This window comes from Parapedobacter sp. (genome assembly GCF_053550995.1).
This window is the reverse complement of the sequence record NZ_JBMQOC010000124.1, coordinates 50,624-72,830: the sequence shown is the minus strand read 5'-3', so window position 1 is coordinate 72,830 and position 22,207 is coordinate 50,624. Positions and strand designations below refer to the sequence as shown.

At 49.4% G+C, this 22,207-nt stretch carries 13 protein-coding genes; 10 read left to right on the top strand and 3 right to left on the bottom strand.

What is annotated here, in order from left to right:
• From ACO1NT_RS17135 to ACO1NT_RS17105, 7 genes are all read left to right on the top strand, one after another.
• On the top strand, window positions 1–1,658 hold a 1,658-nt coding region (locus ACO1NT_RS17135), incomplete at its 5' end, for a hypothetical protein (protein WP_449049962.1).
• Between the two features lie 225 nt (window positions 1,659–1,883).
• Window positions 1,884–2,966: an acyltransferase family protein gene (locus ACO1NT_RS17130; protein ID WP_449049961.1), complete on the top strand. Its 1,083-nt coding sequence runs from the start codon at window positions 1,884–1,886 to the stop codon at window positions 2,964–2,966.
• A gap of 91 nt (window positions 2,967–3,057) precedes the next feature.
• Window positions 3,058–6,450: a SusC/RagA family TonB-linked outer membrane protein gene (locus ACO1NT_RS17125; RefSeq protein WP_449049960.1), complete on the top strand. Its 3,393-nt coding sequence runs from the start codon at window positions 3,058–3,060 to the stop codon at window positions 6,448–6,450.
• Between the two features lie 69 nt (window positions 6,451–6,519).
• Window positions 6,520–8,133, top strand: coding sequence for a SusD/RagB family nutrient-binding outer membrane lipoprotein (locus ACO1NT_RS17120; protein WP_449049959.1), 1,614 nt, complete (start codon window positions 6,520–6,522; stop codon window positions 8,131–8,133).
• A gap of 127 nt (window positions 8,134–8,260) precedes the next feature.
• Complete coding sequence (locus ACO1NT_RS17115) at window positions 8,261–9,568, top strand: acetylxylan esterase (RefSeq protein WP_449049958.1); 1,308 nt, start codon at window positions 8,261–8,263, stop codon at window positions 9,566–9,568.
• Window positions 9,569–10,010: 442 nt separating this feature from the next.
• A complete protein-coding gene (locus ACO1NT_RS17110; RefSeq protein WP_449049957.1) occupies window positions 10,011–11,315 on the top strand; it encodes a DUF3748 domain-containing protein in 1,305 nt (434 codons plus the stop codon).
• A 57-nt stretch (window positions 11,316–11,372) separates the two neighbouring features.
• A complete protein-coding gene (locus ACO1NT_RS17105; protein ID WP_449049956.1) occupies window positions 11,373–13,016 on the top strand; it encodes an FMN-binding glutamate synthase family protein in 1,644 nt (547 codons plus the stop codon).
• A gap of 8 nt (window positions 13,017–13,024) precedes the next feature.
• On the opposite strand, the gene ACO1NT_RS17100 is transcribed toward ACO1NT_RS17105, so the two are convergent.
• Together ACO1NT_RS17100 and ACO1NT_RS17095 are read right to left on the bottom strand one after the other, a co-directional pair.
• Window positions 13,025–14,632 carry a M20/M25/M40 family metallo-hydrolase gene (locus ACO1NT_RS17100; RefSeq protein WP_449049955.1) on the bottom strand — a complete coding sequence of 536 codons (1,608 nt, stop codon included), beginning with the start codon at window positions 14,630–14,632 and terminating at the stop codon, window positions 13,025–13,027.
• Between the two features lie 104 nt (window positions 14,633–14,736).
• Window positions 14,737–17,469 (bottom strand): outer membrane beta-barrel protein, encoded by a 2,733-nt coding sequence (locus ACO1NT_RS17095; protein WP_449049954.1) that lies wholly within the window; start codon window positions 17,467–17,469, stop codon window positions 14,737–14,739.
• Window positions 17,470–17,802: 333 nt separating this feature from the next.
• Between ACO1NT_RS17095 and ACO1NT_RS17090 the strand changes: the two genes are divergently transcribed.
• Both ACO1NT_RS17090 and ACO1NT_RS17085 read left to right on the top strand, forming a co-directional pair.
• Window positions 17,803–19,044, top strand: a complete 1,242-nt coding sequence (locus tag ACO1NT_RS17090; RefSeq protein WP_449049953.1) for a SufS family cysteine desulfurase — start codon at window positions 17,803–17,805, stop codon at window positions 19,042–19,044.
• Between the two features lie 52 nt (window positions 19,045–19,096).
• Window positions 19,097–19,516, top strand: a complete 420-nt coding sequence (locus ACO1NT_RS17085; RefSeq protein WP_449049952.1) for a SufE family protein — start codon at window positions 19,097–19,099, stop codon at window positions 19,514–19,516.
• An 85-nt stretch (window positions 19,517–19,601) separates the two neighbouring features.
• On the opposite strand, the gene lysS is transcribed toward ACO1NT_RS17085, so the two are convergent.
• Complete coding sequence (lysS, locus tag ACO1NT_RS17080; RefSeq protein WP_449049951.1) at window positions 19,602–21,320, bottom strand: lysine--tRNA ligase; 1,719 nt, start codon at window positions 21,318–21,320, stop codon at window positions 19,602–19,604.
• Window positions 21,321–21,601: 281 nt separating this feature from the next.
• On the opposite strand from lysS, the gene ACO1NT_RS17075 reads away from it, so the two are divergent.
• A complete protein-coding gene (locus ACO1NT_RS17075) occupies window positions 21,602–22,207 on the top strand; it encodes an RNA polymerase sigma factor (RefSeq protein ID WP_449049950.1) in 606 nt (201 codons plus the stop codon).

Sequence of the window (22,207 nt, the reverse complement as noted above, 5' to 3'; positions counted from 1 at the left end):
GGTTTACCGCCAACACCCGTTTGTTGGAGAAAATCCATGCGGGAACGAACCTGACGGCCTTTGATGTGGATGGGCGCCGCAACCAGTTGGTCGTGGGTACATCCGATGGTTACTTCCGCTACGATCTGGAACGGGATGGTGTGATGGGTGATGTTCAGAAAAAGCTCCCTTGGACGGATATCACGGCGGTGAAACTCATCGATGGTGATCCTTGGTTCGGTAGTTCCAAAGGAGCTTTCGTGGTGCGGGAAGGGGGCGGCATCGCATATTATGCAAGCCAGCGTTGGTTGCCCAGTGACCATGTCGTGGATATAGCTGCGGGACCAGACTCCTCGGTATTACTGTTGGCCGATGGCGGTCTCGGTATCATTCATTTCAACGAAATGACCTTGCATGAAAAAGCGATGTACTATGAACGACAGGTGCGGGAAAGGCACATCCGGAATGGTTTCAACGCCACACTCGTAGGTATGCAAGACGGCGATTTGAGTACCGGATATTTAGGGGATTCAGACAACGATGGATTGTGGACGTCACTTTACTTGGCAGCAGAGGCATTTCGCTATGCCACCACGGGCGAGCAAGAGGCATTGGCGTATTGTATGGAATCGTTGGACGCGATGAGCCGACTGTATGATATCAATCCCGTTGCGGGCTTTCCTGCACGTTCATTTGAACGGCGTGGAGCAGGTGATACCCGCAGTGAGCTTTCCGACCCTGAACGCTGGCAGCTAGCGGAGCACCCCGATTGGTATTGGAAGGCCACTACCAGCAGCGACGAGGCAATCGGGCATATCTTTGCGTTCGGGGTTATCGCCGAATTGGTGGATCACCAAGAAACACGCGAAAAGGCCATTCGCCTTATCGATACATTGATGGGGCATATCGTGAAGCACGACCTTTATCTGGTAGATTATGACGGACAGCCCACCACATGGGGACGATGGAACCCCGAGTACGTCAATGCGTTCCCCACGAACGTAGGCGACCGGAAATTGAATTCGTCCAATATTATCGGCATGCTCCAGACCGCCTACCACTTCACGGGAAAATCCATCTATCGCGAAACCGCCTTCGATCTTATGGACCACCACGGGTACCTCGAAAACCTCCTGCGCCCGATGGAAGAAATCGGAAAGGCACCCGAGGAAGCTGACGATTGGAGTCAGATGCTCTCAAGTGCATGGAACCACTCGGATGACGAAATGTATTTTGCAGGCTACTGGGGTTTATATCGTTATGCGTTCAATGATACACTCAAATCGAAATACGGCGCGGCCATCCGCGATCATTGGGAAGCGGAAAGACCTGAAAAGGAGGCTGCGTGGAATATTTTAACCGCAATTACCGGTACCAACAACATCGATTTGGAAGAGGCGGTATGGTATCTCAAGGAATATCCACTAGACTTGGTTCAATGGACCGTTATGAACAGCCATCGAAAAGACGTTGAACACCTCGCACCCAATTTCCGAGGGCAGACCATCGCGGAGGTACTTCCTCCCGACGAATTGAAGATATCCCGCCATAACGCCAATCGGTTTACCCTGGATGGTGGTAACGATGGCACCGGCGAAAACAGTGCCGGCGACATCTGGCTATTTCCCTATTGGATGGGCAGATACCTGGGCGTAATCGAACCGCCGACAGGCGAATGAGGACGAGGTGATTATCTATTTCTTATTTATTTTATATTCTGTTAATCAGTGCATTGCTGTTTGGTGAACATGATAAAATGCGCCATGCAAATGATAATATTGTATAAAGAAAGTAAGCATAGCCCACCTACTTTTGAATAGTTAAAGCATCGTAATTGTTTCCAGCGATAATAACGGATGGCGAGCATATTTGGATACTAACCCATTACTAGCAAAATAATAACAATGATACAAAATATAGGGGTTCGGCGTTTGGTTTCCTTGGATGCATTCCGGGGGTTTACGATAGCGGCAATGATTATCGTCAACACACCGGGTTCATGGGACCATGTGTACGCCCCGCTACGTCATGCGTCTTGGCACGGGATTACGCCTACCGATTGTATTTTTCCATTTTTTATTTTTATCGTCGGGATTTCCATTACGCTTTCTTACCGTAAAATGCTGACCGCAGGCCGGCCGAAGGTTGCCCTGGTAGGAAAGACACTGAAACGCGCAGTCCTTATCTTTCTCATTGGGATTTTCCTGGGATTATTTCCGGATTTCGCTTTCGAGGAGATACGTATTCCGGGTGTATTACAACGCATCGCGGTGGTATTTTTAGTATGTGCATTGCTTTATTTGTACACCAGTTGGCAACAACAAGCCATCATTGGGTCTGCGCTTCTACTCTTGTATTGGGTCGCACTGATTGGGGTGCCGGTGCCAGGCGTAGGTACAGGCGTACTGGAGCCGGGCAAGAACCTTGCTGCCTGGATAGACAGCTTGCTCATACCGGGTACGATGTGGCAGGGTACGTGGGATCCCGAAGGTATCGTCAGCACGTTTCCCGCAATAGCGACCGGTGTTTCAGGGATGTTGGTCGGAAAACTTTTGGCAATCGAGGATATGCTCCATGAGCGGAAGGTGATTTGGCTTTATGCCGGCGGATTGTCGGCGTTCCTACTTGGTTCGGCGTGGGGATGGGTGTTCCCCATCAATAAGAATCTGTGGACAAGTTCTTATGTATTGTACACCGCTGGATTGGCTACGATGGTGTTCGGATCGCTTTTTTTCATTATCGAGGTGTTGAAGTATAGCGCTTGGGCCAAGGTTGGTCTCGTGTTTGGTGCCAATGCGATTACGGCCTACGTCATCGGTGGTTTATTGCCTGAGTTGTTGGGGTCGCTCAATACGTGGTATGTCCAGCAATTCGTCGAAGGGGACTGGGCGAAGGCATTTTCCCTGATTTGGGCGATCGGGGTTTGCATATTGTGCTACATTCCTATTTACGTGCTTTACAAAAAGCGAATCTTTATCAAAATCTAATGGCAACTTAATACGTAATAACCTTTTTTGCGACTGCTAAACATGTCAAAGCATCAAGTATGGATAATCGATTAAACCAAAGTGAACCGTTATGGAATTAGGAAAATTTACAATTAGGAAAAAGAGGTTTGGAGCTTTGTTTTCCCTCGTCATCGCCTTGTTGCTCGGTGTAGACGTGCGGGCGCAGGGCCAAATGAATGTATCGGGGGTCGTAACCGACCCTGATGGCAATCCGGTTGCGGGAGTAACCGTTAACGTGGAAGGAACGGAACAGGCTGTATCGACAGATGGCTCGGGGCGTTATGTGCTGAATAACCTGCCTGCAGGGGCCTCGTTGGTATTCAAAGCACTGGGTTATGAAACCACCACGATTGCTGTCGATAGCAGATCGGTGGTCAATGCCCAGTTAAAACGGGGTGAAGAGGCATTGGATGAAGTAGTGGTTACGGCGTTGGGTATTAAGCGAGAAGAACGTTCGCTGGGTTATTCGGTAGGGAAGGTGGACGGCGCAGAGCTATCGCGCGTAGCCAACGAAAACGTGCTGAGCGGTATGGCGGGGAAGGTGCCGGGGGTGGCGATTAGTTCCACAGGCGGGACAGGATCTTCTGTCAGCATGGTTATACGCGGCGCCACATCGTTGGTTAACGACAACCAGCCACTGTTTGTGGTAGACGGTGTGCCGATAGCGAATACACTTAATAACGTATCGCAGATGGGTAACGATAACAGGGTCGATTACGGGAACGCTATTTCCAGCTTGAATCCAGACGACATCGAAAGTGTATCCATTTTGAAGGGTCCGAGTGCAGCTGCCTTATATGGTTCCAGAGCAGGTAATGGGGTCGTCCTTATCACCACAAAGTCGGGAGCCGACGTCAATAAAATGACGATATCTGTCAACAGTAATACGGTATTCGATATGCCGTATCGCTATTTGGATATGCATAGCCAGTTTGCAACTGGAATTTTTCCGTTTACCCCCGAGTTTAGTCCATATCCGGATGGTATCTTGCAGATTGAGGAAGGCTCTGCGGGAGGGGTAGGCCCCGAATTGGATAAAGGGTATAAAGCCATCCAATGGAATAGTCCATTGGATGAGAACGGGAATAGGATACCCACCGAATTGAAATCATACCCGGATAACGTCAAGAATTTTGTGCAGACGGGTATTACTTCGACCAACGGCATATCGATAGCCAATAGTTCCGAAAAGATGAACTATCGGATTTCTTATTCGAATATGGCCAATCGCGGAATCATTCCGAACACGGACCTTTCGCGTAATTCGATTAACATGAGCTCGATGTTGAAGCTACATCCTGATTTCTCGATCTCGTCCAATATAGACTTTAGCAGGAACGGGTCGGATAATCGGCCGGCAAATAACAGGGGGGCAAATCCCTTGGAATGGGCTTATAAGGTCTCACCACATGTTAATATCTTAGACCTTAAAAATTACTGGGTGGAAGGGAAGGAGAATATCGAACAATTTACCACAGCGCTTGGTGAAAAGAACAATCCTTACTTTCTAGCATACGGCGTAAATAATTCGTTCGTACGTGACCGGGTGTTTGGAAATGTCAGGGCCGATTGGCAGATTACGTCGGACTTGGATTTGATGGTGAGGTACGCACTGGATACCTACCAAGAACAACGGGAGTCTAAAATTCCATATAGTTATACCAACGATGCCAAAGGTGTCTATGGGATAATGAACCTGCACCGGCAGGAACAGAATATCGATTTTTTAGCTACTTACAAGAAGAGGGTTAATTGGATTGATCTATCTGTTTCGGCAGGAGGGAACACCCTATATGTGCGAAATCGAGACGAAAGCAATTCCAGCAAAGGTGGTTCGGGATTGGTGGTTCCGGGCCTATATACGCTGTCAAATATCAGTCCATCGGGTTTAAACTATGGTAGCTATTTGGCTGAAAAGTCAGTGAACAGCGTATATGGAATGGTAAATTTCGGATTCAATGACATGGTTTATTTGGACTTGACAGCCCGTAATGATTGGTCTAGCACCCTGCCCGAAAGCAATCGATCCTACTTCTACCCATCGGCGTCAGTCAGCGTGCTATTGGACGAAATGTTCCGTCTGCCGCAACAGGTAGACTTGTTGAAAATACGCGGTGGCATTGCCCGCGCAGGGAATGATACAGGGCCGTACAATCTTATTAATGTACTGGCTAACGCGGGTGCTTGGGGGGATGTAACGCGGCTTACGAAGCCTGGGAATATGCTGTTACCGGAACTTAAACCAGAGATCGCCACCTCTTACGAATATGGCTTGGATTTGACGCTGTGGAATAATCGCTTGCGCTTTGAAGGTACCTATTACCAATTGGATAATGAAAACCAGATTATTCCGGCAAAGTTGCCCGGCTCTAGCGGCTTTACCTCAAAGAATATCAATGCCGGGTTGTTGCGGAGCCGTGGGTTTGAGCTCGCATTGAGCGCGACGCCCCTACTAACGAACGATTGGCGGTGGGATATCGGTTTAAATTGGTATCGCAATAGAACAAGGATCATGGAACTGAGCGAGGGGCTTGAATTCTATGATTTATGGGGTGATGCTAAAGGTGGTGCACGAACCTATGTAGGACAAGAAATCGGTGATCTGTACGATGCAGAGTTGGTAACGGTCACCGACCCGAATTCGAAATATTACGGTTGGCCGATACTTGACGATGAGGGTTCGTGGCAAGACGTGGGGATGAATAACGCAACCAATAAGGTTGGGAATTTCAATCCCGATTTTTCGATGGGAATGATGTCTTCGTTGAGTTACAAGCGCTTTTCGCTGAATTTCGCGTTGGATATGCGTTTAGGGGGAGACTTCGTTTCGCAAACCTATCGATATTCAGAGTCAGATTTAATGACCCAGCGCTTTTTAGACAATTTGATTGACCCGAAAGGCATGACCGGTACCGAACTTGCCAACTACCTGATAGATAACGATCTGATCGTGGTGCGAGGGAACCGGTTCAATATCGTCGGGGGGCCGACTGCGGAGATGGGCGGTTTCCCCTTCAATTATGAGGGGCAGGCTTATCCCTATGGAGGCGTATTTAATCCCGGTGTAATTGCGCAATACGACGGCGATGGCAATATCGTAGGTTATACCGAAAACCTAGGCGACGAAGGAACGCAGTACATTCCGTACAGTGATAACTACCCCTGGAGCTTTATGCGTGCAGCCTTGTTCGATGCATCCTATATCAAACTACGGGAAATTTCGCTTGGCTACGATCTGCCCACAGACTTTGTCCACCGCTTGGGTATCAGCAATGCCCATATTGCCGTATATAGTAGGAACATTATTTTATGGACTAAATCAAAGATTGGTATCGATCCTGAAATGGCTTTCCAACAGGAGAGCGGCGCACAGGCAGGGACCCAGTTCAAACAAGGAATCGAACGTTATAACGTGACCCCTTGGGTTATGCCGATCGGTTTTAAATTAAGCGTTAACTTCTAAAGGATAAAAGCGATGAGATCGATTAAGATAAATAGAAAAAGGGCTTTCAGAGCATTTTACGTGTCAATAATGAGTTCCGCATTCCTGATTTTTGGGGCGTGCAAAGACCTAACGGAATTGAATATCAACCCCAATGGGGCTAGTGAGGAGAATGTCAACCCTAATTTGATTCTGCCAACCGTACTCACGGAGAGTGCCAAAATATATCTCAATTTAGGATACCAGGATATCGCGGGTGTGGTGCAGCATACGCAAAAGGATGCTTGGGCAAGCGGCCATAACGACTATGATTGGGGCGGCAACCAAAGTTGGAATGGTTATTATGACGTGCTGAGGAACAATGCCCTGTTGTACAAGCGTGCTTCTGAAGAAGGAATGGAATTTCACCAGGGCGTGGCGTTGGTGATGCGCGCATTTATGTTTGGTTTGATTACGGATTTATGGGGAGACGCGCCGTACACAGATGCGCTGAAAGGGGACGAAGGCGGAACACAATTCCTGTTACCGAAATTTGATACGCAGGAAACGATTTATACAGGAATCATTGGCGAGCTGGAGCTGGCAAACGGGCTGTTGTCTAAGCCGGCTTCCAATTACACAGGGATTGTAGCAAACGCCGATGTATACTACCACGGTGAGCCTGAGCAGTGGCGTAAATTTGCTAATTCACTGCTGCTACGCTATTATATGCGCATTTCTGAAAAAATGCCAGAGGTAGCACGAGCAGGGGTCGAGAAAATAGCGGGGAACCCCGGCCAATATCCTCTTATCACTGCTGCGACTGACGATGCGGCGATGCCTTTCGTAGGTAGTTCCGCGGCTGATTCGTGGCCACACAATATACAATTTGATGTTGATGCGGGCAGTAATTACCGGCGACTGAAGATGTGTTCAACGTTGGTTGACTACATGCAGGCCTTGCATGACCCCCGACTTTCCAAGTGGGCGAACAAAGTAGAGGTCGCGCTGAAAATGGATGCGAGTTTGCCGGCCGGTACGGATGAAATCAGGGACGGCGTACGATATTTATCGCCGGATAAAGTAGGGGCGGTCGCAATCGATCAGGATGCGGATTATGTGGGTATACCGCCTAGTTGGTCTGCACTGCCCTCGGCCTACAACCTAAATCCTACACCGGGCCAATTGTCGTACAACCCGCATGTATCTTTCCTAAACGACATATATAAGGATGCGTCCGGTCCACTTTTGAAAGCTCGGTTGCTATCCGCTGCTGAAGTACACTTTATTTTAGCCGAGGCGGCAGTCAAGGGTTGGTCTGTAGGAAACGGCGAAGAGCATTACAAAGAAGGAATCAGGCAGTCGCTCGAAGCTTGGACAGTAGGTAGCGCTTACGGAGACTATATAGAGAATGAAGGGGTAGCCTATAAGGGAACGGTGAAGCAGATCATTGAACAAAAATGGATTGCAAGTTGGACAGCGGCTACCGAAGCGTGGTTTGATTTCCGCCGTACGGGATACCCGGAGCTGGAAGCCGGTCCGGTAGCGAAGCGGAACGTTTTGCCGGTACGTTTTTACTACATGCAGGACGAGCTCTCCGTCAACCGCCAAAACGCTGAGGAAGCATTGGAACGTTTGGAGTTGACTGCCCATTCGCAGGCCGATAACAAGAACAGCGCATGGTCTAAACCGTGGATTATTCAGGGAACGGGTAAACCCTGGTGAACAATGCGGTTTTAATGATAGGAAGATATCGTGTAAATGTTTTTGAAGAATTTGTAAAGAGGTCGTGAGAAAAATTGTACTTTCGTCTACCAAGATAAATTTACGTACGATCATTTTACAGATATCCATGAACAGACTTTCCTTCATCCGTATCATCGCACTGGCTTGTGTGCTGTCCTGCTTTTCGCCGATTGTTTCTGCCCAATCCAGGCCACCGCACCCTATTCAGGTACTGGTATCGCCAGATAAGCCTGACTGGACCTACGCTCCGGGCGAGACGGCAACATTCACGATACAGGTATTGAAACATCAGGTGCCCATACCCGAAGCAGAGGTAACATATACGGTGGGGCCGGAAAAGATGCCGTCGGCCGGCGAAGGTACACTCACACTGAAAAACGGACAGGCCCAAGTGAGAGGCACGCTTGTGGACCCTGGCTTCTTACGTTGCGAAGTGCGCATAAAAGTAGATGGCACGATGTATCGTGGTCTTGCGACGGCTGGATATGCACCCGAAAACATCCGGCCTACGCAGCAACTGCCCGATGATTTTTGGGAATTTTGGAATAGCGCGAAAGCAGAAGCAGCGAAGATTCCCATGGATGCCAAGCTGACCCTGTTGCCCGAGCGCTGCACAGAAAAGGCAGACGTATATCAAGTGAATATCCAAAATTATGAAACGGGCAGCCGCCTCTATGGAATCCTCGCCAAACCGAAGGCACCCGGTAAATACCCTGCGGTCTTGCAGGTGCCTGGCGCAGGAATACGACCGTATTACGGTATTGTTGACTTGGCGGAAAAGGGGGTAATTACCCTGCAGATTGGTATCCACGGCATTCCGGTTACTTATGAAACGGGGTTGTATAACGACCTCCGGGCGGGAGCATTGAAAAATTACCAGTTTTTCAACCTGGACGATCGCGATGAATATTATTACAAACGGGTGTACCTGGGTTGCATACGTGCCGTGGATTACCTTTTTTCACTGGATCAGTTTGACGGCAACAACCTGGCGGTTTGGGGCGGCAGCCAAGGGGGGGCGCTGTCCATTGTTACGGCTGCGTTGGATAACCGGATAAAGTACCTTGTGTCGCTATATCCGGCCCTTTGCGATTTGACCGGCTACCTTCACGGCCGTGCGGGCGGCTGGCCGCATATGTTTAATGCATCCAACGCGCCGTTCATGGCCAAGGAAGAAAAAATTGAGACTTCCGCCTACTATGATGTTGTGAATTTTGCACGGTCGGTAGACGTACCGGGGTTTTATACGTGGGGGTATAACGATGAAACCTGCCCACCCACTTCATTCTACTCCGCTTACAATGTGATTTCCGCAACTAAAGAGCTCTACCTCGTGCAGGAAACCGGCCATTGGACATATCCCGAACAACAGACAAAGATTCGGGAATGGCTCCTATCCAAATTGGGGAAATAGGCATACAAATTACCAGACGCCCACAAATTCCCTGAAATTTTCACTGGAAACCACCGCCATCAAGGAAGAGAAAATCCTGATCTGCTAAAATGCCGTTGATTAAAGTAGTCTTGCCTACCTGCCGTGGGCCTATTACGACGATAGTTTTTCCCTTGAAGAGCCTACCTGTTATGGATTGTTCAATCGCCCGTTTTATCATGTCGATGCTTTCAATTCACCAAAAGCCAAAATATCCACTCGTTTTTTAGGGGCAATATTCTACAATATCCGGCGAAAATAGCACATTATCGGCTTGGCTATGGGCCTATCTTTGCCAAGGTACATCATTGAAGAAATAAAGGTGACTAATCAGGTTAAATCGGTAGTGGCGGTTTGGACGAGGGTGTTAACATGTAGCCTCTTAGTCGGTCTGTCTGCTTGCAGGCCTAACAAATACGTTCAGATGAATTTTAACGAAACCCAACTTACCTGTGCCGCGCAAGGGCACACCCTCCATAATACCCAGGTGTTCTCTAAGGACGGCCGGTGGGTGGTGTATGACACCCGGAATGACGATACCCGCATCGGCAGTACCGGCAGCATCGAAATGGTTAACATAAAGACCAAGGAAGTTCGCATACTCTATGAAACGGCGCACCAAACGGATGACGGACCCGGGGTCGGTGCTGCTACATTTTCGCCGATGCAAGACCGCGTGTTGTTCATCCACGGTATCCGCAATGCAGACGCATCCCGGCCCTACGGGATGACCCGACGCACGGGCGTTGCGGTGGATATCGGTTATCCCGGAAAGCCTATTTTCATGGATGCGCGGGACATCGCACCGCCATTTACGACAGGTGCACTGCGCGGAGGCACCCACGCCCACTCGTGGAGCAGTGATGGAAAATGGATTAGCTTTACCTACAACGACTATGTGATGGATCAGTTGGCCAAAATGGACACGACCGTTCGCGATTTGCGTACAGTGGGTATCATGGTGCCGTGCCGTGTGGATGTGGAAGAAGATGGTACACTGGAAAATAACGGCGGTACTTATTTTTCGGTCATCGTGACCGATGTGACCGAAGACCCGAAAGCGGGAAGCGACCAAATTGATAAAGCATTTGACGAATGCTGGATCGGCAGGAGCGGTTACCAGAAGCCGGATGGATCGTGGCAGCACAAAGCTATTGCCTTCCAAGGTAACGTGCGGAATGAAAAGGGGAAGATCGTCACCGAAGTTTTCGTAGTTGACCTACCCGCAGATCCTACGGAGGCAAGAGATGACCAACCGCTGGAGGGCACGTCCATTTCCCGACCCGGTATCCCCCGTGGCGTGTCGCAACGCCGGGTCACCTATACGGCCAACGGAGTGGAAGGGCCGAGGCATTGGCTGCGTACGACGCCCGATGGAAACCTCATCTGTTTTTTGGCCGAAGATAAGCGGGGCATTACCCAGCTTTTTGGCGTGTCGCCCAATGGCGGCGAAATTCGTCAGGTAACAAAAAACGATTTTCCGATATCGGGGCAATTCAATATTGATCCAATGGGGCGATGGGTGGTTTATCCGGGGGATAACAGTTTATTCATTACGGCATTGGGAACGGGCGATACCTATCGAATAACCGATCGATTTACGGATGAAGGGAAGCCCGTCGGTGCACCGAATTGGTCGCCGAACGGCAACGCCATCGTTTACAACCGATACGTGGGGCTAAATGATGAACGGTTTCTGCAAGTGTTTCTGTTGCAAAAGGTACATTAATGTTTGGGCGCAATTGCTTCGGTTTGATTTGTGCGTAATTTTTCGCAGCTTTGGCTTATGCGGAAAAAATTCATTTTTGGTGCTGTGTGGCTCGTTGCCCTCATCGGGTTAATAGGCATTTGGTGGCAACCGGTATGGTGGAGTTTCGTCGTTGTGGTTCCCCTTATTGTAATGGGTGTGCTGGATATGGTGCAGACTAAGCAGGCCATCCGACGTAACTTTCCCTTATTTGGACGGTTGCGGTATCTTTTTGAAAGCATACGCCCCGAAATACAGCAATATTTTGTGGAAAGTGATACCACGGGCCGGCCGTTCAGCCGGATGTTCCGGAGCGTGATTTATCAGCGTTCCAAGAAAGTGTTGGATACGACACCTTTTGGTACCCAACTGAATGTTTACGACAATAACTACGAGTGGTTGAGCCATAGCATCACAGCGGTCGACTATTTCAAGATTAACGAACATCCGCGTGTTACCGTGGGCGGACCTTACTGCGAAAAGCCTTATTCCAGCAGCGTCTTCAATATTTCGGCAATGAGTTACGGGTCGTTGAGCAAGAATGCCGTCATGGCGCTGAATGAAGGAGCGAAGATCGGCGGTTTCTATCACAATACGGGCGAAGGGGGGCTCACGGATTACCACCTGGAGGGTGGCGGCGATGTGGTATGGCAAATCGGTACCGGTTATTTTGGGTGCCGCCATCCCAACGGTAATTTCAATCCGGAAGCCTTTGCGGAAAAATCCGTGCACCCCAATGTTAAAATGATAGAGATCAAGTTGTCGCAGGGTGCAAAGCCGGGCCATGGTGGCATCCTGCCCGCGGTAAAGGTTACACCGGAAGTCGCCCGTATCCGTTTGGTTGAGGTAGGGAAGGAGGTCGATTCACCGCCTTTCCACCGGGCATTCTCGACACCGATTGGATTGTTGCAGTTTGTGAAACAGCTACGTAAGCTTTCGGGCGGGAAGCCGATCGGGTTCAAGTTATGTATCGGTCACCGCAGTGAGTTTGTAGCCATTTGCAAAGCGATGGTCGAAACGGGTATACAACCTGATTTTATTACGGTGGATGGAGGTGAAGGCGGAACGGGTGCCGCACCGTTGGAGTTCAGCAATTCGGTGGGCATGCCGCTACGGGATGCGTTGGCGTTTGTTTACGATAGCCTGACGGGTTTTGGACTAAAGCGGCATATCAAAATCATTGCCGCCGGAAAAATCGCAACCGGATTCGATCTGGTGAAGAATTTTGCCTTGGGTGCCGATATCTGTAACAGCGCGCGTGGGATGATGATGGCCCTTGGATGCATCCAGGCGTTGCAATGCCATGCCAATACGTGTCCAACCGGCGTGGCGACACAAAACCCCGCGCTGGTGAAGGGGTTGGATGTTGCCGATAAGCGTGTGCGCGTGGCCAATTTCCACCATGAAACGGTGAAGGCCGCGGGCGAACTGATGGGGGCAGCGGGAATCAAGCACCCCGACGATATCCACCGTGTATATATCCACCGGCGGGTATCGCCAAACAAAGTGGAAACATACCTCGATTCTTTCCCCTATATCCCCACGGGGAGCTTGATGCAGGCCCCTTACCCGAAATCATTTGAATTGTTGATGAAAATCAGTCGTGCCGACTCCTTCCAGCCGGATTTTTCGGGCATCGACTTCGTGGAGTACGCATGGGCAAAGAAGCCCATGACGGGCTAGGGAGGGGGCTAATAACCCACTCCCGAGCGCCGGGGTTGCCGAATGACCGGCCATTGGCCGGGCTGCCCGTCCCTACCCAATGGCATAACGCGCTTTTCGCGATCGACCAACGCGGGTTCCTCACTGGCCTTATAGGCAAGTGTGGCAATCAGGATGACGTTCGATTTCAGATCGTCGAAGATAAGCTTGTCGTACGTGTCGAGATTGGTATGCCAAGTAATCGTTCCATAACCCCAAGAGAGTGAACTCATCATGAATGCTGGGATGCCTGCGGCAGTGAACGAGGCGTGATCGGACCCGCCGCCACTGGGTGAACCGGGGAAGTCGGTTTCGATATCGCGGGTGATTTCCCTTGGTGCTGCCGCCATCCATCTACCCATAAAATCGTAAGCATGTAGGAAACCTGAACCGCTGAGGTTCGCGACCCGTCCAGTCCCGTTGTCCTGGTTGAAGACGGCCTGCGTATTTTGCACGATTTCTGGATGGTCCAATACGAATGCCCGCGATCCATTAAGCCCCTGTTCTTCACTTCCCCAATGCCCGATGAGAATGGTGCGTTTGGGGTTGGGGTAAACCTTTTTCAGGATGCGCGCCACTTCCATCATCGTAATCGTGCCCGTGCCATTATCCGTAGCACCCGATCCACCTTCCCACGAGTCGAAGTGGGCCGAAAGAATGACGTACTCGTCCGGCTTCTCGGTGCCTTTGATTTCGGCAATCGTATTAAAAGTAGGTACGGTGCCCAAATGTTTGGAGTCGGTCTCTACTTTAATGCGTGGTTTGTGCCCATTTTCCGCTAATCGATAAAGTACACCATAATCTTCCAGAGAGATGTCGAGCGATGGAATCTTGGTGGTACGGGCACCGAAGATCTTGTTGGAACCGAACTCGCGCGACCAATAACACTCAAGTATCCCCGCGGCGCCCGCTTCTTCCACTATGCGGGGCAGGGAACGGGCGGATACACCCGTTGCCGCTATTTTTTCTCGCCATCTTTCAGTCAGCGAATCGCGTTCGTTTTTCATTTTCTCCACAGATTCCGGTTTCCCGTATTCTTCCCAGTTGTAATCGGGGCGCCCCGTAGGCTGTAACATGGAGACCATCACGTATTTGCCCTTCACATGGGGTAGCCAAGCTTGGAATGCCAGCGAATCTTTCACGTCGGGAAGTGTGATGACTTCACCTTCGACCGCTTTTCCGCCAGTGGTGGGACTCCAAGCCAACTGGGTACCGGCCAAGGTCTTCACCCGGGGGTAGACCATGTCGATATGCGAGATGCCGCGGTCCCAGCCGCGCCATTCGCCGAACTCTTCATAGCGAGCGTCAATGCCCCAATCGGCATACTTGGCCACTGCCCAATCGTGCGCATTTTTCATCTGCGGCGTGCCTACCAACCGCGGTCCCACGACATCGAGCAATTCGTGCGCGAGTTGTTTCAATTGCGAATGTGCGCGTGCCTCGGTGACAATTTGCGCCACTACAGGTTCCAGTTGCTGTTCGGGCATCCGCCACTGCGCCTGCGCGGTGACGAGCGATGTGGTTAACCCCAAAACAAGTACAAAAGACAGCGGTCCGCCCAAGTGACGACACCTCCACGCATTGTTCATGTGTACCATATCAATTTGTCTTTATTGGTTAATAAATAATTGAATGAATAAAAATCATGAAAAAAGTTGAGAATATCACCTGTGTGGCAGAAATATTACCGTTGATGGGCGTATCAATTATATAGTTGCTCGTAATCATCAACGGTAGTGCCCCGCGAGAAGTAACGGATGTTGTAGGTTAAATTAACCATGAAATAACGTTCTAATACATTGGATTCGGCATCTTGTATGTATGTTTCGGTAATATTCCTGTAGATGTTGTTGTTTTGCCCGAAAAGATCATAGACATTGACACTGACCTCAGCCCGTTCATTTTTCAATAACTTCTTGCCGATAGCCATGTTCACCAAGAATGTAGTGTTATCGTATCCTTCCGACAGACCGCTGTTAAGTCGATGGTTGAGGTCGAGCCGGTAAATCAGTCCTTCCCATATAATCCACTTGTAATTAACATGCGTTGTTTGCGTAAAGTAGTTGTTGTCGAGCGCCGGGCGCAGTGAGTTTTGCACGTTGTTGAATGATGAACGTGTCCAGACGTTGAAGTCAATCTTATCGCTGATATTACTGCTCAGCGAGAGACCAGCGCTATACCGGGTGGAATTAACGACGCTTGTTTCACTGTTGACCATGCCCGGGCTGTGACTATGGCGGATGCTGCCATGCACATTGAAATTGGAGGGCAGGAAGCGGACAGGGAGGCCATAATGGAAATATGAGGCAATGTCCCAATAGCCGTTGAGGTTTACCGGTCGCGTAAGTTGTGCGCCCCGTTCGAGCATGATGCCGTTGGCCAGTTCGGTTGGTTCATCAGCAATGATGGTGTTGCTAACCACGCGGTTTGATGTCGTTGATGAATGGAGCATGGCAAAGAAACTCCGTTCCGTGTCGGGGTTATAACTGCGGTAACGTAGGCGGAAACGGTTACTGTAGGACTGGTCGAGGTCGGGATTCCCCGTCCGTAAATGCAACGGATTTGAATTGTCGATAACGCCTTGCAAATCACCGATTGAAGGTGCGTTGGTACGCGCATCATAATCGAATTCCAGATTTTTTGATTCGGTGAATTCGTAATCTAGCCTTACGGAAGGTAAAACGCTCCTGAACGTGCGCCGTAAGGCGAATGGCGTTGGGAATTCCTGGTCATTTTTCAATTGTGCATGCTGGAATTCGGTTTCCACCTGTACCCGGAGCTTCTCAAGGGCATATTGGTAGCCGATTTCAGCCTCTTGCCTAAGGTAATGGCTGTTGAACGTGTTGCTGAGCGTCGTATCGATACGTAGACGGCTGCCCATATCGTCTAAGTCGTATGTCAATTGATCGGAATCGTCGCGGCGGTTACTCACTTCATATTCAAGCTCTACCATGCCGTGTTTGCCTACTGGCTCCGTGTAAGCGGTGCTGGCTTCCCAGGAAAACCCTTTCCGCGAGCGGACGATATTCTGCCGGATGATTTCCGCGCGCTCATCGGGATCATAGAATATATTTTCCGCTTCGCGATTGGCGTCATCCTCATTTTTGTGATTGCCCGTTTCCAAACCCAGCCGAAGGCTGCGCCCCGCTTTCGCAAACCGCCTGCTATAATACAGCCGGCTGTTGAAATCAATATCGGAATTATCAGCTTGCCGGCGATTTTCGGTCTGGTTTATCGGGCCGGAATCGGCAAGGGTCTTTCCCGAAAAGAAACTGTGGGTTTCATCCATTTGGGCAGAGAAATCCGGTCGGAACAGGATGCGGTTATTGCTATCGATATTATATTCAAGCCGCATGTTGAAATGATGGTCCATATTGCGACGTGTATTTTCGCTCGTTTCGGTATAGTGTTGGCCGTCATCATCGGGAAGGACATATTCCCGGAACAAGGACGATTCTCCAAAATTCTTGTGGTGGTTGAATAGGTAACTGGCGTTGAGTTCCACTTTTTCGTCCCAGCTATCCGTATAATTCAAACCGATCCTATTGGTGTTGATGATCCCGTTTTGGGGGAGAATCGCACCTTGGTTATTGGGGTCGGCTGAGTAATCGACGGCATTGATGTTATTGGTCAGTCCGGTAACGGTCAGCCGCTGTTGTTCGTTAAATGCATTCACGCTTGCACCCACAATATATCGATCATTATCGCCGTAACCTGCCGATGTTTTGCCAAATAGCCCTTTTCGGCTGTTGGGCTTGGTAATGATGTTGATGGTTTTCAACCGCTCACCGTCGTCGAATCCGCTCAATTCGGCTTTATCACTCATTTTATCGAATACCTGCACATTTTGGATAATCTCTGCGGGCAGGTTTTGCAGGGCCGCTTTAACGTCCGTACCGAAAAATGGCTTGCCGTCTACAAGGATCTGTGCAACCGCTTCGCCCTGGGCTTGGAGGGTGCCGTCTTCGCCGTTCATTCCGGGCATTTTCTCGATGAGGTCTTGGGCCGTTGCATCTTTCATGGTCTGGAAAGCCGCGGCGTTGAATTGCGTGGTGTCGCCAAGCTGTTTGCCCACGGGGGGGCGCATGTTGATGGTTACCTCATCAAGAAGCCGCGCATCTTCCTTCAAATAAAGCGCACCGAGGTTGATGTTTTTAGTCATCGCCACCGATTCGTCGGTCGATGTATAGCCGAGGTACTGTAAGCGGAGCACATAATCGCCGGCTCCCACCTCTTTCAGGTCAAATGACCCGTCTGGGTGGGTCAATGTTTCGTGGACAACGATGGAGTCAGTGGCATTGATGAGTAAAACGGTTACATTTGGAAATGGTGTGTTGTCGCTGGTACTCCGTACGGTGCCTTTAAGGGTGTATTGTTGGGCAAAGATGGGTTGTGAGCAAAGAAATAGCAGCACTGCGTAGAGTAAGTGTTTCATTGAAGAATTCATGTTTTAGTATCTGTTTTTAAGTGCACAAATATCAGACCGTCCGCTGATTTATTGGCCCATGTCACGGGTTCGTTATAGTAGACGGTGGAGATACCCGCCGGTGTCACTAATCTGTCAGTATTTGGTGGCGGGTCGGAGGCACGTTCCCTGTCGTTACGGATAACGAAACCGTCAAGACAGCTTCATCGACGATAAAGAGCGGATTTAAGTAGATGAAACCTACCATGGCAGCGGCTTTCGCAAGGCGATGTGAATGGAGGTTCCATGAAGCCCTTAAAAGACATATTACTCACGAATGAAAAATACTCGTACATTTGTCATATGGAACAGCCAGTCGTTTTACAGCGTATAGATGTCGACCATATCAGGCAAGATTTCCCGATTCTTACCCGTACGGTAAATAATAAACCGTTGGTGTACTTGGATAACGGTGCTACCACGCAAAAGCCAAAGCAAGTCATCGATGCTATCATCGAATATTATACGCAGTTGAATAGCAATGTGCATCGGGGGGTACATCACCTCAGCCAATTGGCTACAGATGCGTTTGAAGTGACCAGAAGGAAACTTAAACCATTCATCGGGGCGGCGCGCGAACATGAGATCATCCTCACCAAAGGTACCACAGAGAGCATCAATTTGGTGGCGGCATGTTATGGTCGGGCATTTGTAGGGCCGGGCGACGAGATCGTCATCTCGGCAATGGAGCACCATTCCAATATTGTGCCCTGGCAGATGTGCTGCGAAGAACGGGGCGCTACGCTGAAGGTCATTCCGATCAATGATGCAGGTGAGTTGGATATGGATGCTTATCGGTCCCTATTGGGCAATCGGACCAAGATGGTTGCCGTTACCTATGTGTCAAATGCACTGGGTACCGTAAATCCGGTGAAGGAAATCATTGATTTGGCCCATGGGGTGGGAGCCCCGGTTTTGCTGGATGCTGCGCAGGCCATCCAACACCTTCCGATAGACGTGCAGGCATTGGACGTGGACTTCCTCGCATTTTCCGGCCATAAAATGTATGGCCCTACCGGCGTAGGTGTACTATACGGGAAGGAAAAATGGCTCGAAGCGATGCCACCTCATCAAGGTGGGGGCGAGATGATCAAAGAAGTAACCTTCGAAAAGACCACCTATAACGAGCTTCCGTTTAAGTATGAAGCAGGAACACCTAATATCGAGGCAGCTATTTGTTTGGCGCCCGCTATTGAGTATATCAATGCGGTCGGATTGGACCAGATTGCGCGGCATGAGCAGGAGTTACTGGAATACGCAACCCTGCGGCTGCTGGAAGTGCCTGGCCTGCGTATGATCGGTACAGCGCGGGAGAAGTCTAGCGTGCTTTCATTTCTATTGGATGGTACCCACCCCTACGACGTGGGTGTTATTTTGGATAAGCTTGGAATTGCCGTGCGCACTGGGCATCACTGTACGCAACCGCTGATGGATCGTTTTGGCATTCCCGGTACCGTTCGTGCATCGATAGCGATGTATAATACGAAGGCCGATATCGACGCCTTGGTAGCCGGCGTTGAACGAGCAGCGGCGATGTTGTTATAAATCGCAAGTCGTTAGTCCTATATCTCGAATCTCATATCTCAAATCTCAAAAAGTGACCATAGACGAAATACAAGATGAGCTGATTGCCGATTTTTCTTTTTTTGATGACTGGATGGCTAAATATGAATACATCATCCAATTGGGTAGGGAGCTTCCACTCATCGACGATCAATTTAAGCAGGATGCGTACCTCATCAAGGGGTGCCAATCAAAGGTATGGCTGCATGCCGATCACCAGGCGGGACAGGTCGTGTTTACGGCAGATAGCGACGCCATTATCACCAAGGGCCTGGTGGCGTTGATGGTGAAAGTGTTGTCGGGTCACACCGCGCGAGAGATTGTGGAAAGCGACCTTTATTTCATTGACCAAATCGGGTTGCAGGAGCACCTTTCGCCCACGCGTGCCAATGGATTGCTATCCATGGTGAAGCAAATGAAATTGTATGCAGCGGCCTTGAATGCTAACGTATGATTACGGTTAAAGATCAAGGATCAAAGAGTTAAGACTAGGCCTTCCTTGATCCTTATCCCATTTATCTTTGTTCAAATCAATCAAACTACTCAAACCATTTCAATACTTCATCTTTGGTAGGCATGGGTATTTCAAGCTTCATTTTCTTGCGCAATCCGCCCAAGTCATTGAATACTTTGTTGGGATTCGCCGATTGAAGTGCTTCGATCGTGGTCAGGCCCATTTTTTGAAGCACGGGAATCCACCCATCGGGTATTCCTTGCGCACGGTAATCCGCGTTGCTTGCTTGCTTAATGACTTTTTCAGGGCGCATCTGGGGAAAGAACAAAACGTCTTGGATACTTTGTTGGTTGGTTATCAGCATGGCCAAGCGGTCTATGCCGATACCGATCCCTGAGGTAGGAGGCATCCCATACTCTAATGCCCGGAGGAAATCATAGTCGATGAACATGGCTTCATCATCGCCACGTTCCATCAACTTGAGCTGTTCTTCAAACCGTGCCCGTTGATCGATGGGGTCATTCAGCTCGGTATAGGCATTGGCGAGCTCTTTGCCGTTGATCATCAATTCGAAACGCTCCACGAGTCCCGCTTTGCTGCGGTGCTTCTTGGTAAGCGGACTCATTTCTACGGGATAGTCGATGATGAAAGTAGGCTGAATATAGTGATGCTCGCACTTTTCACCGAAAATTTCGTCGATGAGCTTTCCTTTACCCATACTGGCGTCGGTTGGGATTCCTAATTGGGTGCATACATCGCGCAGGCCCACTTCATCCATTCCGTTGACGTCGAAACCAGTGTGTTCTTTGATGGCATCATAAATACTTACACGCGGATAAGGCGCAGTGAACGATATTTCTTTGTCGCCCACGGTCAGGGTGGCTGTTCCATTGGTAGCGATGGCGACCTGTTCAAACAGTTGTTCGGTAATTTCCATCATCCACAGGTAATCCTTGTAGGCTACATAAAATTCCAAGACGGTGAACTCGGGGTTGTGGGTGCGGTCCATTCCTTCGTTCCGGAAATTGCGGCTGAATTCATATACCCATTCGTAGCCACCCACGATAAGCCGCTTGAGGTAAAGTTCATTCGCGATACGTAAATACAAAGGGATATCCAACGCATTGTGATGGGTTACGAACGGCCTTGCTGCGGCCCCACCGGGAATGCTTTGCAGTACGGGCGTGTCGACTTCCAACGCTCCTCGCTCGTTGAGGAAGTCGCGGATGGCGGTTTTGATTTTAGACACCTTGACAAACGTCTCACGCACCTGCGGGTTCACCACCAGGTCGACATACCGTTGTCGATACCGGAACTCGGGATCGGTGACGGCATCGAAGGTCTTACCATCGGCAGATTTTACCACCGGCAGGGGTTTCAATGATTTTGCTAACAAGGTCAATTCATTCACATGGATGGAGATTTCACCCGAATTGGTGGTAAAGACAAAACCCTTGATTCCGATATAGTCGCCGATATCGAGTAACTTTTTGAAAACGGTGTTATACAGCGTTTTATCTTCACCCGGACATAGGTCATCGCGTTTCAGGTACGCTTGAACCCGCCCAGAAGCATCCTGCAACTCGATAAACGAAGCATTGCCCATCACGCGTCGGCCCATCATCCTGCCGGCGATGCTTACGTTTTTGTAATTGAGTTTATCACGCTCGTAATTCGTTAAGATGTCTTTGGCTGTGGCATTGATGTCAAAGGCTTCGGCAGGGTAGGGGTTTATCCCCAGTGCTTCCAATTTGGCGAGCGCATCCCGGCGCTGTATTTCCTGTTCAGATAGTACGGTGTTCATCCAATATGAATTATGCGGCAAACTTAGATAAATTGTTTTTATGTGCAAAATAGTAGGAGTCAGTCGTGGTCTTTTGGCTTAAGCATCCAAATAGGAAACAAGGAATAAAAACTGGTAATTGATGTAGCGTTTGTCGAAGGCGTTTCGTTTAGCGGGTAGACAACGTGATATGAGTGTATTATATGGTTAGATTTTCATAAAACGGGCTGCATTCCGACGTAATTGGATGTATATTTGCAATATAAATTCAAAGAACTGATCAATAGAAGTGTAGCCGCGTAGTGAGTTTTAAGATCCGATACTTAAAGGGGGAGCATGCGTTGTCGTTGGAAAGCGCGGTGCGACGCTGTGCCCAAAAGGGAGACGAGCGAAGCAAGGAATATATATATAAGCAGTGCTATGGTTATGTACGGGCCATTACGATGCGATATGTAAAGAACGAATATGACGCTGAGGAGCTGACGAACGAGAGCTTCATGCGGGCATTCGGGAAGATGGTTACGTTTAGCAATAACGATACGGGTGAGCGCTTTGAGAAATCATTCCGTGCCTGGCTGGCTCGGATAGCAGTAAATATATCCATTGATTTTTTACGGGCACAGAAGCAATTCGTCGCGTTAGACCATATCAGTGAGGGGGAGTTTGAGCAACAACGTGTTGAGGTAACGGGAGATTTGCATGTACAGGATATCATGAAACTTCTTCTCCAGCTACCGGAGATACAGCGGACGATATTTAACTTATACGAGGTTGAAGGATATTCGCATGAAGAGGTAGCCACATTGTTGGGGATACCGGAAAGTACATCACGGACTTACCTCACCCGTGCAAAGAAGAAGCTTAGGGAATTGTATTTGGCATCAATAGATATTACGGCGCGATATTAA